This is a genomic window from Polaromonas sp. CG_23.6, assembly GCF_029892315.1.
Lineage (GTDB): Bacteria > Pseudomonadota > Gammaproteobacteria > Burkholderiales > Burkholderiaceae_C > Polaromonas.
The window spans coordinates 59342-73582 of the sequence record NZ_JARXUY010000001.1; the positions used below are offsets into that span (position 1 = coordinate 59342).

At 60.1% G+C, this 14241-nt stretch carries 15 protein-coding genes and 1 pseudogene; 9 read left to right on the forward strand and 7 right to left on the reverse strand.

Going from position 1 to position 14241, the window contains the following annotated elements:
- Positions 1–98: 98 nt before the first annotated feature.
- Positions 99–950, reverse strand: a pseudogene (locus tag H4V98_RS00230) (cobalamin-dependent protein); the annotation flags it as partial.
- 108 nt (positions 951–1058) lie between these two features.
- On the opposite strand from H4V98_RS00230, the gene H4V98_RS00235 reads away from it, so the two are divergent.
- The 3 genes from H4V98_RS00235 to H4V98_RS00245 all read left to right on the forward strand — a co-directional run bounded on the left by H4V98_RS00235 (position 1059) and on the right by H4V98_RS00245 (position 3401).
- Positions 1059–1205 (forward strand): hypothetical protein, encoded by a 147-nt coding sequence (locus tag H4V98_RS00235; protein WP_280757194.1) that lies wholly within the window; start codon positions 1059–1061, stop codon positions 1203–1205.
- A gap of 19 nt (positions 1206–1224) precedes the next feature.
- Entirely contained in the window at positions 1225–1635 is a 411-nt protein-coding gene (locus H4V98_RS00240; RefSeq protein WP_196863312.1) for a hypothetical protein, read from the forward strand.
- An 833-nt stretch (positions 1636–2468) separates the two neighbouring features.
- Positions 2469–3401, forward strand: a complete 933-nt coding sequence (locus tag H4V98_RS00245) for a formate/nitrite transporter family protein (RefSeq protein ID WP_196863313.1) — start codon at positions 2469–2471, stop codon at positions 3399–3401.
- A 292-nt stretch (positions 3402–3693) separates the two neighbouring features.
- On the opposite strand, the gene H4V98_RS00250 is transcribed toward H4V98_RS00245, so the two are convergent.
- From H4V98_RS00250 to H4V98_RS00260, 3 genes are all read right to left on the reverse strand, one after another.
- Positions 3694–3822: a hypothetical protein gene (locus H4V98_RS00250; protein ID WP_255532170.1), complete on the reverse strand. Its 129-nt coding sequence runs from the start codon at positions 3820–3822 to the stop codon at positions 3694–3696.
- Positions 3823–3899: 77 nt separating this feature from the next.
- Complete coding sequence (locus H4V98_RS00255; RefSeq protein WP_196863314.1) at positions 3900–5660, reverse strand: hypothetical protein; 1761 nt, start codon at positions 5658–5660, stop codon at positions 3900–3902.
- 148 nt (positions 5661–5808) lie between these two features.
- The gene (locus H4V98_RS00260; protein WP_196863315.1) at positions 5809–6324 is read right to left on the reverse strand and encodes a hypothetical protein; all 516 of its coding nucleotides are present in this window, start codon (positions 6322–6324) and stop codon (positions 5809–5811) included.
- On the opposite strand from H4V98_RS00260, the gene H4V98_RS00265 reads away from it, so the two are divergent.
- The 5 genes from H4V98_RS00265 (at position 6314) to H4V98_RS00285 (ending at position 10885) form a co-directional block, all read left to right on the forward strand.
- The gene (locus tag H4V98_RS00265; RefSeq protein WP_196863316.1) at positions 6314–6997 is read left to right on the forward strand and encodes an SDR family oxidoreductase; all 684 of its coding nucleotides are present in this window, start codon (positions 6314–6316) and stop codon (positions 6995–6997) included. The genes H4V98_RS00260 and H4V98_RS00265 overlap by 11 nt on opposite strands.
- A gap of 25 nt (positions 6998–7022) precedes the next feature.
- Complete coding sequence (locus H4V98_RS00270; RefSeq protein WP_196863317.1) at positions 7023–7361, forward strand: DUF167 family protein; 339 nt, start codon at positions 7023–7025, stop codon at positions 7359–7361.
- 83 nt (positions 7362–7444) lie between these two features.
- Complete coding sequence (locus tag H4V98_RS00275; RefSeq protein ID WP_196863318.1) at positions 7445–9592, forward strand: thioredoxin family protein; 2148 nt, start codon at positions 7445–7447, stop codon at positions 9590–9592.
- A gap of 64 nt (positions 9593–9656) precedes the next feature.
- Positions 9657–10118: a CoA-binding protein gene (locus H4V98_RS00280; protein WP_196863319.1), complete on the forward strand. Its 462-nt coding sequence runs from the start codon at positions 9657–9659 to the stop codon at positions 10116–10118.
- Positions 10119–10192: 74 nt separating this feature from the next.
- Positions 10193–10885, forward strand: a complete 693-nt coding sequence (locus tag H4V98_RS00285) for a hypothetical protein (RefSeq protein WP_196863477.1) — start codon at positions 10193–10195, stop codon at positions 10883–10885.
- A 61-nt stretch (positions 10886–10946) separates the two neighbouring features.
- On the opposite strand, the gene H4V98_RS00290 is transcribed toward H4V98_RS00285, so the two are convergent.
- The 3 genes from H4V98_RS00290 to H4V98_RS00300 form a co-directional block, all read right to left on the reverse strand.
- Complete coding sequence (locus tag H4V98_RS00290; RefSeq protein ID WP_196863320.1) at positions 10947–11423, reverse strand: DM13 domain-containing protein; 477 nt, start codon at positions 11421–11423, stop codon at positions 10947–10949.
- A gap of 146 nt (positions 11424–11569) precedes the next feature.
- A complete protein-coding gene (locus H4V98_RS00295) occupies positions 11570–11962 on the reverse strand; it encodes an ester cyclase (protein WP_196863321.1) in 393 nt (130 codons plus the stop codon).
- 140 nt (positions 11963–12102) lie between these two features.
- Positions 12103–12465, reverse strand: coding sequence for a hypothetical protein (locus H4V98_RS00300; RefSeq protein ID WP_196863322.1), 363 nt, complete (start codon positions 12463–12465; stop codon positions 12103–12105).
- 395 nt (positions 12466–12860) lie between these two features.
- Between H4V98_RS00300 and H4V98_RS00305 the strand changes: the two genes are divergently transcribed.
- Positions 12861–14174 carry a class I SAM-dependent methyltransferase gene (locus H4V98_RS00305; protein ID WP_196863323.1) on the forward strand — a complete coding sequence of 438 codons (1314 nt, stop codon included), beginning with the start codon at positions 12861–12863 and terminating at the stop codon, positions 14172–14174.
- Positions 14175–14241: the final 67 nt, after the last annotated feature.

Sequence of the window (14241 nt, forward strand, 5' to 3'; positions counted from 1 at the left end):
CATCCATAGTTTCATAGTTATGAAAACTCGTACTTTTCACTCTTAGAAATGCACTCACTCACTTGTTTGTATGGTTGACTACAGGTAATAGGCTGATCGACTTCAAACTGCAGCGACCCCGCCGGAAACTGCACGATCAGCGCTTTCAGCCGGTCCGGCAGGCTGTCAGGCACGACTTCAAAATGCACGAACAAGTCAGGCGCCATACGGTCCAAAAAGAACTGCAAGATGAGCACCGAAAAATCGACCTTCAAATTGAAGGTGCGGTCCACGAACTTGAAGTTGCGCGCGCCGCGCTGAAACAGCGTGTCCATCTCGGCCATGAAGCGGTCCAGCTCAAACGCCCAGGCCGTCTTGTCGAGCGAACTCAGGCAAAACTCGCACTTGAACGGGCAGCCGCGTGACGCTTCGACGTAGAGCAGGCGCTTGGCCAGGTCTTCTGCCGTGTACTCGTTGTAGGGCAAGGCCAGTGCTTCCAGCGCCGGCTGTTCGCCGATGACGACTTTCATCAACGGCTTCGGGCCATCCAGCAACGCGCGGCACAGCTTGGGGAAACTCACGTCGCCCCAGCCGGTGATGACATGGTCGGCCAGCCGGCAAATTTCCTGTTCGCCGGTTTCAAAGCTGACCTCCGGCCCGCCCAGCACGATCTTGATGTCGGGCCGCAGGGTTTTCAGCAGGCGCACGACCTGCGTGGTTTCGACCACGTTCCAGATATAGATGCCCAGACCGATGATTTGCGGATTGAGCGCCAGCAGGCTTTCGACGATCTGCACCGGCCGCTGCCCAATGGTGAATTCGCGAAGTTGCGTGCGCTCGCGCAGGCCGGCACCGCCATGCAGGTCCATATTGGCAAGCAGGCAACGCAGGCCGAGCGAGGCGTGGATGTACTTGGCGTTCAGGGTGGCCAGGACAATGGCGGAGGAGTCGGTGACTGGAAGGGAAGGCATGGCGGCATTATCGAGCTCTGCAGCAGGAAGGGCTTTGCCGGAACGGTTCAACAGCAGGCGAAATAGCCCTGTGCCGGACCCGCCTAAATCAACGATGCAAAGAATGCCGTGAACCTTCCCGAACTGATGGCGCTTAGCGGCTACACCGCGCCGGCAATGCCGACGGAACACGTCTTCCGAGCGACCTGGGGCCGGCTGAAGCACCGGATGCACGGCCCCGAAGACCCACTTCTGCAGCATTCGGGCCTGGGCTAGGCATCGCTGTGAGTGATCGATGACCTGGTTGACCCTCCGGATTGCGGCTCGCTGCTGCAGCCGCTCGATGAACAGTTCGGCGAGTGGTCGCGTGACACCGGCGCGCATTCCAGCGCTGCGCACCATCGTCGACCCGCCGTGCGACACCACCGGAACACTTTCGATCTGGGCGCAAACGCGTGGCCACGCGTTGTTGAGCGAAACGGAACGCGCCGGCCTGATCAACCGGGTAACCCAAGGCTACTGCGTCAGCGCAACGGAATGCACGTGGTGCGGTGACTGCTGTCACAGCTGGCCTGCACATATCGCCGCTGTCTGGTCGGTTGCAAAAGCTGGGCCTGGCGCTTCATCGTCCAGGGCGCGGGCACCGACCTCGCACTTGCCGGTGCTGCTGGTGATGGCGATCGGTTTCACTTCATCAGCGATATGACCATCCACGGCAAACAACTGGCGATCGCGGACACTGGCGCCACCGAAGTGCAGGCAAAGCCTGGTGTCGTCGCGCCCTGAGCGTTGAATCGGTGGCGCCGGTCGCACGCTCTCGCCCGCACTGGTCGGCATGACCATACAGCCTTCTGGCCATGCCGGCGTCCGATCTGCGGGATCGGCTCTCACGAGGCGCATGGTCGCATGTTGCACACGCTTTTTTCAATGACGAATCACAACTGCTGTGAGGGCGCTCGAGGCAGAGGTAACTTTTGGCAAAAGTCTGCTCAAGCGTTGCGATATCCAGCTGCACTGGTTGCTTGTTGCAGCGTCAAACCTGATGCTCCAGTTCATCAAACCTGTCAACGCCATGGCTGAAAATTCCAGCAATTCCGAGGCCAGGCGACTGTCAGCCCAGCTCATTTCAAGGGGCTAACCAAACGAGAGTGGATAACAAAGTTGCAACATTGCAGGCAAACGACTTTGCGATGATCCCCAGCGAACGGACGAGACTTTGCTGTTGCAGTTGGTTTTGCACATCGGAACACCGTGGCAACAAATCATGGATGTGGTGCCTGAGCCGAACCTGGCCCGTTTGTTTGTTAGATCCAGCTTATTGGCCAAGGCTCAGGGCATTGCCAAGCTGTTCGGTGTTTGTGCGCGAATTGTCGATGTTGACATGCCAGTTTTTGGATGCCAGCAAGAACGAAGACGTTCGAATCAGACCTGGCGTCCCTGTTTTTTTTCATGCAGCATGGGCAATGGCGAATTCGCGAATACAGAATCGACAATGACCACCAATAAGTTGGTCAAAGTCTTGCACAAAAAGGACGCAGCATGGTCGACGAAAGTGAAGATCGCCATTCACTGTCTGATGCGTCTTCGGATGCCAAGGAGCGAACCGATGACACCCGCAAGAAAGTGGCGGAGCGGGAAGCGAGTGAAAAGTCGCCAACAGAGATAGAAAAATCGCTGACCCAGGAAGAACGTGAAGTCGTCGCCGACAACGGCAAGCTGTCGGCGCTGACCGTTTATTCCATCATTCTGCGTGAAGGCGAAGAAGAATTGCGCCGTCCCAAAACGTCGCTTTGGTGGTCAGGTGTGGCAGCGGGGATCGGAATTTCGACCTCTGTTCTGGCCGAAGGCATCATCCGCACCGCAGTGGCGGCGGAATCCCCCTATCTTTCGGTCATCGAAAGTTTGGGCTACACATTGGGGTTTGTGCTGGTGATCATGTGCAGGCTCCAGCTGTTCACTGAAAACACCATCACTGTCGTGCTTCCAGTCCTGGCCAGTCCAAACCGGAATCGGTTTTACAGCACTGCGCGGCTGTGGGCGATCGTGTTTGCGGCAAACATCTTTGGCACGTTTTTCACGGCGGCACTTGCTGTTCATGGCAATATCCTGCCAGACGAAATCCTTTCCTCGATTCTCGAAATATCGCGTCACGTCGCAGAACTGTCGCCGGCTACTTCGCTGTCCAGGGGCATTCCGGCGGGGTTTTTCATTGCCGCATTGGTGTGGATGCTGCCTTCGGCAAAAGGCTCCGAAGTTGTCGTCATCATGCTGTTTACCTGGCTTATTGCAGCGGGTGGCTTTACCCACGTCGTCGCAGGATCAAACGAAATTTTCAATCTGGTGCTGATCGGCGAGATGAATATCCTCACTGCGTTTGCAAGTCATATTCTTCCGATTCTGATCGGCAACATATTGGGTGGAACCGGTTTGTTTGCGATGCTTGCCTACGGTCAGATCCACAAGGAAATCTGATTCGCATATCGACTTCTGGATTTATGCCGACCTCCCAGGCAGTCAAAAATACCTGTTGTGCTGTCATTGGCATTCAAAATCCGTCGATTCGCCGTCTTTTCAAAGAGGTCGGTGTTTGACGGCACAGCCCCTTCGCCGGCGTTTGCCTCGTCGAGGGTGCGCCGGGTCCCTGTCCGGGGCCAATGGTCTTCGTCTGCTTCAAGCGTTTGATGATTAACCGCGCGCCGGCGTCAAGCTGAAGCATGGCCCAGTCGGGGCCATGGTCGGAGCCAGTGTCGTCCGGCCCGAATGATCAGTGCAGGAACAGACAGCGCGTCTGGAAGGGGCGGTGGCTAAAGCGCTCGGTCACCACACATCCGGCACCGCTGCAAGAAATGCCGACCGGCTGGGCGCGGTTGCTTTCATCTGGCATGATTTTCATGGCGCGCCCGCTCCAGCATGCACCGCGCTGCCCCACGCACAAGGCGCGCGGCTATGAAACTTCAGCAAGCAAGCGGATCAGTAGCCCACAAGGGTCCAGAAGAAGGTGCTGATGGTGGGGTCGTAGCCCGGGTTGTCGAACTTGGCGACATAGGTCAGGCCATTGGAGTAGGTGGCGAGGGCGCCGGCGGCGTACTGCTGGCCAGAGACCCAGGCAGCCGGCTTGGTGCAGGCAACAGGAGCCCAGAAGAAGGTGCTGATGGTGGGGTCGTAGCCCGGGTTGGCGAGCTTGGCGACATAGGACAGGCCATCGGCGTAGGAGACGAGGGCGCCGGCCGCGTACTGCTGGCCCATGACCCAGGCAGCCGGCTTGGTGCAGCAAGCAACCGGGGCCCAGAAGAAGGTGCTTATGGTGGGGTTGTAACCCGGATTGGCGAACTTGGCGACGTAGGTGAGGCCATCGCTATAGGTAACGCGGGCGCCGGCGGCATACTGCTGGCCCCTGACCCAGGCAGCCGACGCTGCGCAGCCAGCCGCCTCGGGCTTGTTTAAGCGCTGCATATAGACATCGAGCAGATTATTGGCGATCTCATTGGATGCAGACCAAGCCAATATGACGCTGCCGCCAGTCAGTGGCAAGATGTTCTTGGGCGACGCGGCAATGGTAAAGACATCCCCAATCGGGTCGCCCTTGCTGGTGTACCTTTGACCCTTGTTGCCGCTCGCACCTGAGTACCAGAACAACAAATAGCTCCCATCGACCAGCACGGTCCTTGCGGTGAAGATCGTAAGCTCCGGGCTTCTGAAATCACTTCTGGCTGCTATCGGTTTTTGCGGACCGACCAAACTGCCATTGCCATCAATCAATTGACTGTAGGGCCCCGTGGCATTGGCGCCGAACATCATGTACTGATCGCCTTGCAGCGGTATCAAAATACCGCAGTGCGTCGGCGCGAGTATTTGCTTGGGAACCAGGTTCTTGTCGTAATAAGAGACTGACGTAATCGTTGGCTCACTCATAGCACCGAAGCATCCTGAGGAGTTCGCCGTGTCAATCATGCGTTTGTAAACCAGGTAGCCGCCATCCGGAGACGCCTGAATCTCGTAATCGATGGGCCTCGAAGGGGGAAAGCTGTCGGCTGACAGCACGACAGGGCTGCCGCTGCGTTGGCCCGAACTGTCATAACTCTGAGCGGAAAAACTGTTCCTTACGGTGCCTGAGGACTCGTCTCGCGATGTCCAGCTGACGACGAAGCCCCCGTTTGCCAATGGCACGATCGTTACAAAGCCATAGGTGGTAGAAGTTCCGAAGGTTGCCACTACAGCGGTTTCCGGCATGATTTGAGCGCCGCTGGCATTGAACTTCTGAATAAACGCACCAGACGCGGCGTTAGGCGAGGTGATTGCTTTGCCCTGCGCATCCCGTGCACCCTTGTACGCGACGACGATGTCGCCGTTATTTAGCACGGCAATGGAGCCATCTTGAACAGTGAGCTGCAGTCGGGTTTCACCGCCTACCCTGTTGCCTTCGCTGTCGAATCGCTGGAGGAAAAAGCGCGATCCATCCTGTGCCGGATTCATGGTGGTGGTGTCCCACACCAACAAGTAGCCGCCATCAGCGAGCGCACTGGAAGTCTTCAAATCCTGGTAATCAGCAGTCGTGGTATTGACCCGCGTAGGTGGCTGCGGTACGAGCGTCGCGCGCTCAGTCGAAACATTCACGCTGGACATGCCTTGGCCCGTTGCAGAAGTCACTGATTGCTGGGCATGGGCTGTCTTGCCGACCACATTAACCATAAGGGCCAAAGCGAGCGAAGCCGCTAAAACTGTTTTGTTCATCACATGCTCCTAAGCAAGCCAATAAGGTTGTCAAATCAAGGAAAGGCTGACGAGAGTTGTTCCCGAGCATCAGTTGATGACGCGGCCTCAGCATGCCTAAATTTCTGTGCCGACCTCTACTTTTTTACATCTAGTCGCAACCCTTTCGCTAACCGCTGCAGTGACAAGCATTCCCACCTTGGAGGTGATGTGGCGGTTCTTTCGCGTTGGCGGTCAAGGCGCCCGCTGGTCTATGCTGGGTGCTTTGACTGAAAAGGCTTGAAACGCGATGCTGGCGACCAAAGAGTAGAATCGGCATGGCTCTAATTGTTTGAGCAAAACCAGCTTTAGCGCATGCTGCGCAAGCATAATCAACTATCAAATTAATAGCATCTAATGATTTCCCATGCAGCGCCGACTTGAGGCTATCGAAGCCAGGAACACCGTCGAGGGCACTGGTTTTTTGTCTGCGAAAGGCTGCAGGAAAATCATGTGAAGTGGGGCTGCACGGCTGCCATGCACCGATAGCCAAAACACAATTTAGCCAGGCGAATTCACGCAGCGGTTGGGGAGCGGGCATTGAAAAAAAAGTGCCCAACAGGGCATCGGGCAGCCGATCCGTCTTTGGCATCACAGTACGATACGAAATTTCTGCCCCTTCCCAAGGAGAAACTATGCCGGACATGAGCCTGATGGGCAAACGGGTGCTCGTCACCAACGCGGATGTATTCATGGGTCCGGTGCTGTGCAGGGTGTTTGCCGAGCACGGTGCAACAGTCATTGAAAGCACGGACACCCTGCTGAGCCCGGACTCGCCTGCCCGCGTGGTCGCCGCCGCCGGCCACATCGATGTGCTGGTCGTCAATCTTGCCGTTCCCGCCCCGACAACCGCTGTGACGGATGTGCTGGATGAAGAGTGGCTCGACACATTTGCAGCACTCGTGAATCCGCTGCCTCGCTTGTTCAGGGCCGTGTTGCCCGCAATGATCAAACGGCGCGCCGGCAAGATTCTTGTCATGGGCAGCGCCTCGGCACTGCGTGGCATGAAGCGAACGTCCACCTACAGCGCGGCGCGCGGCGCGCAACTGGCTTACGTTCAGGCGGTCGGTGTTGAAGTGGCCAGCCACAATGTTCAGGTCAATGCCATTGCGCAGAACTTCGTCGACAACCCCACCTACTTTCCCTCGGAAGTGCAGGCCAACCCTCGATTCCAGGAACGGTTGAAGCGAGAAGTCCCGCTGGGTCGACTGGTGGGCGCAACGGAAGATGCCGAGTTTGCGGCTTACCTTTGCGGTGAACACGCCAATTGTTTTGTCGGGCAGGTCTTTCCGGTGTGCGGGGGCTGGGTGCAACGATGAGGGTGCGGCCAGGAAATTCATCCGCATGAGCCGGGGCCCAATCCGCAATGCCACCGGCGACGCCTTCTTTGCCTGGGACGGCGATGTGCTGGTGGTCAACATCCTGGGCAAGCCCAGCGCCAGCCAAGACGCCATTGGCAAACCCAAGGGCACGCAGCTCAAGGTCAGCGTGACGGCCAAGCCCAGGGGCGGCAAGGCGACAGACCACATGGTGCGCTTTCTGGCGCCGCTGTTTGGCGTGGCGGTGGCGGACATCGAGGTGGTGTTCGGGCGCGAGAACGTCAACAAGCAGTTGCGCATCCGGGCGCCGAAAAAGCTGCCAGCGGTGTTTGTCCCGCCCCTGGTACAGCCGGGCTCGGCATAAGGCAACGCGGCGGCTGACGCACAATCGGGCTTGCCGGGCCTGCCCCCGGAACTAACGACTACGCCGCCTGTCAGACCCTCACCATGAATTTGAACCGCCTCCTATCTGCTATTTTTTTGATAGCTGCTTGCGCATTACCAGTAAGCGCAAATGCCCAATATGGCTTGATAAAGCCGGCGCTGGGCAGCCCGGTGGTCACCACCGAACAGGTACGCGCCGAACTGCTGGCCTGGGCGCCCGAGGGCGTTGAGGCGGGCAAACCGGTGTGGCTGGGCCTGCAACTGGCGCACCAGCCCGAGTGGCACACCTACTGGAAAAATTCCGGCGACTCGGGCCTGCCGACCCTGCTGGAATGGCAACTGCCAGCGGGCATCACGGCAGGCGACATCGCCTGGCCAACCCCTAAAAAAATTCTCATTGGCACATTGGCGAACTATGGCTACGAAAACACCGTGCTGCTGCCGGTGCCGCTGACCATCGCGCCCGGTTTCAATGCGTCGCAGCTTGACGTGAAGCTGAAGGCCAGCTGGCTGATCTGCCGCAAGGAATGCATTCCGCAAGAGGGCGAATTCAGCCTGAGCCTGCCCGCCAGGGGCTCGACGGCGGCGAGCAGCATGGCCTTTCAGGCGGCTTTCGACGCCGCGCCCCGGGATCTGCCCACCGGCGGCAGCCAACTGGAAGTCAGCGGCAAGGTGCTTAAAGTGTCGCTCGCCGGCCTGCCCGCCGCGCTGCAGGGCCAGACGCTGGCGCTGTTTCCGGAAACCGGCAGCGTGATCGAGCCGGCCGGCGCCTGGGAACAGGCGTGGCAAGGCGCGCTCTGGACAGCGCAACTGCCCATCTCGGGCCAGCGCACGGCAAGCCCGCTGAACATGCCGCTGGTGGTGGCGTACAACGACGCGGCTTACCGCATTGAGGCACCGGTGACCGGCGAATGGCCTGCGGTGGCGGCGCCGGTCGGGTTGTCGCCAGCCTTGCAGGCGGCGCTCAGGGCCAATGCGGCGGCCCCGGCTGCGGCGCCGGGCGCAGGCAAGGCTTCGCCGGGCCTGCTGTTGGCCTTGCTGGGAGCACTGCTGGGCGGGCTGATCCTGAACCTGATGCCCTGCGTATTTCCGGTGCTGGCCATCAAGATGGTCGGCTTTGTGAACGAAAAAAACCAGGCGCGGCGCCTGAGCGGCGGCCTGGCCTACACCGCCGGCGTGGTGCTGTCGTTCCTGGCGCTGGGCGCGCTGCTGCTGGGCCTGCGGGCGGCAGGCGAGCAACTGGGCTGGGGCTTTCAGCTGCAAAGCCCGGCGGTGGTGGCCGGCTTGGCGGCGCTGTTCACGCTGCTGGGGCTGAACCTGGCGGGTGTGTTTGACTTTGGCAGCATCCTGCCCAGCCGTGTCGTTAATTTGCAGGCCAAAAATCCCGGCGTGAATTCATTTTTGTCGGGCGTGATGGCCACGGCGATTGCCTCGCCCTGCACCGCGCCGTTCATGGGCGCGTCGCTGGGGTATGCCGTCGGCCTGCCGGCGGTGCAGGCGCTGGCGGTGTTTGGCGCCATTGGCATCGGCATGGCGCTGCCCTACCTGGCGGCCAGCGCGGTGCCGGCCGTGGCCCGCGTGCTGCCCCGCCCCGGCGCGTGGATGGTGACGTTCAAGCAACTGATGGCCTTTCCGATGTTTGCCACCGTGGCCTGGCTGGTGTGGGTGCTGGGCCAGCAAAGCGGCATCGACGGCGCAGGCGCGCTGCTGGCGCTGCTGGTGCTGATGGCGCTGGCCGTCTGGTCGTTCACCCTGCGCGGCACGGCGCGCCACGCCATCGCCGCGTTTTCAGTCGCGCTGGTCGCGGCCGGCCTGTGGGCCATCGGCCCGAACATCGTCAAGCCGGTCGGCACGCCTTTGGCGGCTGCATCCGCGCGCTGGCAAGACTGGCAACCCGGCCGCGTCGAGCAGCTGACGGCGCAGGGCCAAAGCGTGTTTGTCGATTTCACCGCCGCCTGGTGCGTGACCTGCCAGTACAACAAGAAGACCACGCTGGCCAACGCCGACGTGATGGCCGATATGGACGCCAAAAATGTCGCCCTTCTGCGTGCCGACTGGACGCGCCGCGACCCGGCCGTGACCGCTGCACTGGCAGAACTTGGCCGCAGCGGCGTGCCGGTTTACGTTCTTTACAAGCCCGGCCGCGCGCCGGTGGTATTGTCTGAAATCTTGTCCGTGAGCGATGTTCGGGCGGAGTTGGCCAGACTTTGATCAATTCCTGCCTGTCCAGCCCCCCTTAAAAGCCCGGCACGCCCCAGCAACCAGGAGCCCATCCATGAAGTCCCGTGCCCCCGAACGCATTGCGCACCTCCTCAATGACTGCCGCACCATTGCCGTCGTCGGCCTGTCACCCAAGCCGCACCGGGCCAGTTTTGACGTGTCGCGCTACATGCAGGCCGCCGGCTACCGCATCATTCCGATCAACCCGAACGCCACCGAAGTGCTCGGCGAAAAGGCCTATGCCACGCTGCGGGAAGCAGCACTGCACGAAAAAATCGATCTGGTGAACTGCTTCAGGAACAGTGAAGACATTCCGCCCGTGGTCGCCGATGCCATCGCCATCGGCGCGCGCGCGGTATGGATGCAGCTTGGTGTGGCAAATGCCCAAGCCGCCGCCACGGCCGAGGCTGCCGGCCTGATGGTGGTGCAAGACCATTGCATCAAGATTGACCACCGGGTGCTGCTGTCCAGCGGCCTGCTGGACCCCCAGGCGCCGCCTGAAAGGCCGTCTCCCTGAGCCCGGCTGACCGGGCGCGCAGGGTGGCGCCGTGCCGCGCTGCGCATTTTCTGGCCGTGCTGCCCGCCACGCTGATGCTGGCGCTGGCGGGCTGCGCCGGCCCGGCGCCCATTGAGCGCGGCGAAACCCTTGTGGCGCCCATGCGGCCGACGGAACTGGCCCAGTCGGACGTGAACCGCATGGCCACACTGGCCATGCGCGACAACCTGGACAGCATGCTGCGCATTGCCGACAAGCTGTACCGGCGCAATCCGTCCGAATGGAAAAAAACCGGCGTGCCCAGCCGCGAGGCCGCCATGGCGCAGCTTCGCCTGTCGCTGGAAAGCCCGGAGCCGTGGCCCGAACTGCAGGGCAAGCGCGACATTGCCGCGCTGTCGCTGGCGCTGCACCCTGACTTTGCCGGTGACCGGGTGGCGGCCTTTGTGGCGGCCAGCGCCGACATGCTGGTGACCGCGCATGGCGGCCGGACACGCCTGTACCTGGTGGACAGCCTGGACAACCAGCATGTTTACAACGCCGCGCGCAACGTCGAGATTGCCGTCTGGCTGCTGTCAAGCCGGCGCAACGCCGCAGGCCAGCCGCTGCTGCTGGCCGACGACATCTCCGGCCTGGAGCGCAACCTGAGCTTCGAGCGCGAATTCGGTAAGATCATCGGCCGGCTCGACCTGCTGGCCGAGGTGGCAACCGAAAAATACCGCCGCGCGGTGATCAGCTATGTGCAGAACTTTGTCGGCGGGACGTTTTTGCAGTTCTTGCCGGTGCGGTGAGGGGGATGTCAGTTTTTTAATGTTCGAGCTAAGCGGGCGCCAACAGCAGGATGCCAGGCCACTACCTGTACTTTGCAGCCGAGATGAACTGACTGAAAGTCTCGCACCACACGATGACGGTCGAGTAATTGGCGGGCTCAATACCTGCCGGAATAGGCACCACGAAATTTTCGAAGGTCTTGACATCTCCGACTCGGACCATACGCGCCTTAAGTCGTTTGAAATCCGCTTCGGTCTCGACAAACTCTGGCGACAGGTAGAGCTTATAGTCCGGGCCCGGGGACAGCTTTCCCGCCAGTGAGACGGCATTTGCCGATACGGACACGATTCCCTCACCCCAGTGCAGCGCATCGCTGTCCTTCAAGTCTCGTTTGAAATGACCACTGAATTGAGCTTGCGCCGTGGCCGCTTTCAACTCGGCAGTTGTGGGCGCTGCGGGGGCGGTCAGTATGGGCAAGGTGAAAATCCCACCCGCAAAACCGATAGCCGCAACGGTGACGTGAGAGGCAATAAGAAGCAGGGCTGTGCGGAGTTTCATGGATGCTGGAGGACGATTAGTCTGGTTCTGCGACGCCTAACGTTTGACATGAGGGGTGCCCAAAAGGCGCAGCCTTTTGGGCACCCCCTCGATGGAAGGGTTAGGCGTCAACGGACACACAAGTTCGAGGAGTTTTTGACGCTTGGCTAAAACATGCCATTGCTGTGTTGGGCCTCGGCTGGTACGACCTGCAGAACGTCCCAATGCTCAACGATCTTCCCTAATTCATCGAAGCGGAAGATGTCGATGCCTGCCCAGTCCTTGTTCGTATCGGTCGGCCAAACCTGATGGCAGTGGAGTACGACGAAGTTACCTTCGGCTATTGAACGTTTGAAGCTGACGTTCTTGCCAGGATATTCGCGCGCCATTTTCTCGAAGTACTCGATGAAGAAGTTCTTGCCGTCAGCGACGTGCGGATTGTGCTGCGTGTAGGTCGCGCCAACGTACTGCTCGACCGCCTCACGTGGCTTACATTCATTGAACATCATGTCGTAGAACGCCATCGCGTTGCGACGATTGTCTTCTGGGGTCGAGTGCATTGGAGTTCCTAAATGCTTCGGGTTGGAGATCCGACCTAAATTTGACGCCTAACGTTGGAGGCAACCGGACCACAACCCTTGCGGCGAAGCCGCCTCCTGCAGTTGTGGTTCCGTGTTGGCCGACATGCTAAAGGGCATTCTCACAGGATTACCAAGGCGGCGAAATAGGCGAAGCCAAAGGCGAATGCCGCCCACAACCATTTGGGACTAGGTGTAGGCGGATCGAAGCCGATCCCACCCGCCATAGCACCAAAGAAACCAAGCACGAAGTACATGAACGCCTGCACTCCATATATCAGCGTACTTGGCGCAAGTGCTCCAACGATTGCTCCGGCCAGTGATCCCGCAAGGACTGCCTTAGCGAGGGAGGTGGACACCACAGCGAAGTACATCAGCGGAAGGGCAAACAGCACTCCGGCGAAGCCACCGAGAAGTGCGCCAAGTAAGCCCAATGCACCCCGGTACCAGAATTCATCCGCGATCGTGGTTGGCTTCTTGCGCATGTGCCCTTTAACGTGATGTATACCGCAGGGTACTGCGGCATAACGTGGCAGCTTTAACTACAAAAACTGCCATTTACCTTTTTCGCTGCTCAATAGTTAGCTACATTAAAAATAGCAGAAAACCCCGCAATTTGCAGCAACTGCTTGACCACAGGTTCAGGCTGATTCCCGGACAAACGCGGTGGATTCACTGTTCCCGATGGTAGGGCTGAATCACGTTGCCCCGCCAACCCCGCAAAGGAAAAATCCCTGCATGTCGTGAATTCAGCCACAGGTGGCAGCTTTGCCAGCTTGCAAAAAGCAAGCGCAATGGCCGCCAACCGCCTTGCCGCCACCAGCCAGCCGGCGCGCCGACAATAAGCATATTTCCAGCCCCCAACTCCTTCAACACACCCATGCCCCAGAACCACCTGCCCAAGGTCAAAAGCCAGTACGAAGCCATGCCTTATCCGCCCTGCAATCCGCAGGACGACAAAACGCGCCTGGTGATGACCTGGCTGGAAGACCTGCCGATGATCAACCACTACTGCTTTGCCGGCAAACAGTCGTTCAGCAACGGTTTCCGGGCGCTGGTGGCCGGCGGCGGCACGGGCGACGCGACGATCTTCCTGGCCGAGCAGCTGCGCGGCACGGATGCCGAGATCGTGCACCTCGACATGAGCCACGCCAGCATCGTGCTGGCGCAGGAGCGGGCGAAAATTCGCGGCCTCACCAATATCACCTGGGTGCATTACTCGCTGCTGAGCCTGCCGGCGCTGGGCCTGGGCAAGTTCGACTACATCAACTGCAGCGGCGTGCTGCACCACCTGGCCGATCCCGACCTGGGCCTGCGGGTGCTGCTGAGCGCGCTCAAGCCCGGCGGGGCCATCGGCTTGATGGTCTACGGCACCACCGGCCGCACGGGGGTCTACCAGATGCAGGCGCTGATGCGCATGGTCAACCGGGATGGCACCGGCCAGGAAGCCGATGACCCGCACAAGATTGCCAATACCCGTGACCTGCTGGGCAGCCTGCCGGCCAGCAACTGGTTCAAGGCCAGCGAATCGCTGTTCAATGACCACAAGGCTGGCGACGCCGGCATCTACGATTTGCTGCTGCATTCACAGGACCGCGCCTACAGCGTGGGCGAGTTGTTCGACTGGCTGGAAGGGCAGCATGGCAAGCACCTGAACTTCAGCGACGTGCAGCGCGGCCGCTCGCCTTATCTGCCGCACATGGTGCTGGGCAGCAAGCCGCCCGCCATGGCCGCCGAATTGCGCCGCCTGCCCCGGCGCCAGCAGTACGAGATGGCCGAGTTGATGATCGGCAACCTCATCACCCATTCGCTTTACCTGACGCCGGACGCGGCCTGCACCGCGCCCTACGGCGACGCCGCCTACATTCCATTTTTCTACCATGAGCCGCTGACCGGCGACATCGCGGCGCAGGTGTTTGGCAGCAACAAGGGTCAGCCCTTCCGGCTCACGCACCAGCATTCGGGCGTTTCGGTCACCGTCAACCCGGGCAAGTACGGCGCGAACATCCTGCGCCTGATCGACGGGGAAAAAAGCTTTGGCGAGATTTTTGACCAGTTTCGCGCGGGCTGGCAGGGCCAGGCGGCCGCACCCGACAATGCCGCGCTGTTTGCCGACTTTGCCGAGTCCTACGACACGCTCAATGCGCTGGAGCGCCTGCTGCTCAGGCATCCTGACGCGACTGCAAGCGTTTAAGCGCTCTTGCGCAATAGCAGCGGTCGTTTCAAGCTATTAATAATGAAGCAATGGCGGCCGGGCCGCC

What these genes read in the sequence shown, in the direction of transcription:
- H4V98_RS00285 (WP_196863477.1), top strand. Translation starts at nt 10,193, where the DNA reads ATGCTGGCGCTGGCGGGCTGCGCCGGCCCGGCGCCCATTGAGCGCGGC.
- H4V98_RS00265 (WP_196863316.1), top strand. Translation starts at nt 6,314, where the DNA reads ATGCCGGACATGAGCCTGATGGGCAAACGGGTGCTCGTCACCAACGCG.
- H4V98_RS00280 (WP_196863319.1), top strand. Translation starts at nt 9,657, where the DNA reads ATGAAGTCCCGTGCCCCCGAACGCATTGCGCACCTCCTCAATGACTGC.
- H4V98_RS00305 (WP_196863323.1), top strand. Translation starts at nt 12,861, where the DNA reads ATGCCCCAGAACCACCTGCCCAAGGTCAAAAGCCAGTACGAAGCCATG.
- H4V98_RS00260 (WP_196863315.1), bottom strand. Translation starts at nt 6,324, where the DNA reads ATGTCCGGCATAGTTTCTCCTTGGGAAGGGGCAGAAATTTCGTATCGT.
- H4V98_RS00295 (WP_196863321.1), bottom strand. Translation starts at nt 11,962, where the DNA reads ATGCACTCGACCCCAGAAGACAATCGTCGCAACGCGATGGCGTTCTAC.
- H4V98_RS00245 (WP_196863313.1), top strand. Translation starts at nt 2,469, where the DNA reads ATGGTCGACGAAAGTGAAGATCGCCATTCACTGTCTGATGCGTCTTCG.
- H4V98_RS00290 (WP_196863320.1), bottom strand. Translation starts at nt 11,423, where the DNA reads ATGAAACTCCGCACAGCCCTGCTTCTTATTGCCTCTCACGTCACCGTT.
- H4V98_RS00240 (WP_196863312.1), top strand. Translation starts at nt 1,225, where the DNA reads ATGACCTGGTTGACCCTCCGGATTGCGGCTCGCTGCTGCAGCCGCTCG.
- H4V98_RS00275 (WP_196863318.1), top strand. Translation starts at nt 7,445, where the DNA reads ATGAATTTGAACCGCCTCCTATCTGCTATTTTTTTGATAGCTGCTTGC.
- H4V98_RS00300 (WP_196863322.1), bottom strand. Translation starts at nt 12,465, where the DNA reads ATGCGCAAGAAGCCAACCACGATCGCGGATGAATTCTGGTACCGGGGT.
- H4V98_RS00255 (WP_196863314.1), bottom strand. Translation starts at nt 5,660, where the DNA reads ATGAACAAAACAGTTTTAGCGGCTTCGCTCGCTTTGGCCCTTATGGTT.
- H4V98_RS00270 (WP_196863317.1), top strand. Translation starts at nt 7,023, where the DNA reads ATGAGCCGGGGCCCAATCCGCAATGCCACCGGCGACGCCTTCTTTGCC.
- H4V98_RS00250 (WP_255532170.1), bottom strand. Translation starts at nt 3,822, where the DNA reads ATGAAAATCATGCCAGATGAAAGCAACCGCGCCCAGCCGGTCGGCATT.